General features: G+C 57.1%; 1 protein-coding gene. It reads right to left on the reverse strand.

The window, feature by feature from the left end:
- Positions 1-15 precede the first annotated feature (15 nt).
- Positions 16-405, reverse strand: coding sequence for an IS200/IS605 family transposase (gene tnpA / locus EXE42_RS16270; RefSeq protein WP_137706987.1), 390 nt, complete (start codon positions 403-405; stop codon positions 16-18).
- Positions 406-686: the final 281 nt, after the last annotated feature.

Here is a 686-nt window from a genome sequence, read left to right on the forward strand (position 1 = left end):
AGGGTCCGCTCCATACTACGCACCTGCTTGGGCGTCGATGTACTCCTCGGTGACCCCGCTGGACACGTCGTCCGCACCTGAGACGAAGTACGAGCGCGTCCACAGCGAGGGGAGGCCGAAGTCGAACTCCTCGCGGAGGTTCCGTGAGGTGTAGCCCTTGACCTGCTGAATGATTTTGTTCGGTGCGAGTTTCGGACTCCCCGTGATGAACAGGTGTACGTGGTCGGGGCGAATCGATAACTCCAGTATCTCTAACCCGAGTTCGTCGGCTTTGTCCTCGATGAGTTCTTCGAGACGGTCACGTACCTCGCCCTCAAGCACCGGCTTGCGGTACTTCGGGCACCAAACAAAGTGGTACCGAAGTTTGTGGATCTCGGTACGTTCCCTGTCGAACCCACGAGGCATCATCGTCATATAGATATTATTTATCTAAAGATGTTACGCAAGCATCTGGTTACAACCGTGGTTACGGACGTAGGTAGAGTCCCAGTTGCCAGCTTCATCCCATCTGTGAACGCGTGATCTTTCGCCTCGCTGCCACAGTAACCGCTCTCGGTCGGATTCCCCCAGCGTCCCCTCGCGGTGTGTACGACCACCCGCGCTGACGGGGTCTGTCGACGACAAGAAGCCAGATATTCTCGTCGCAGGACACCGGCCACGTTATGCCTAAAGCCGGCTCAGAGGAC

The sequence above is a fragment of the Halorubrum sp. SP3 genome (assembly GCF_005435195.1).
GTDB classification, from domain to species: Archaea; Halobacteriota; Halobacteria; order Halobacteriales; family Haloferacaceae; genus Halorubrum; species Halorubrum sodomense.

Excerpts from the sequence above, each read along its gene's own strand:
- tnpA (WP_137706987.1), bottom strand. The coding sequence starts at position 405 with ATGCCTCGTGGGTTCGACAGGGAACGTACCGAGATCCACAAACTTCGG.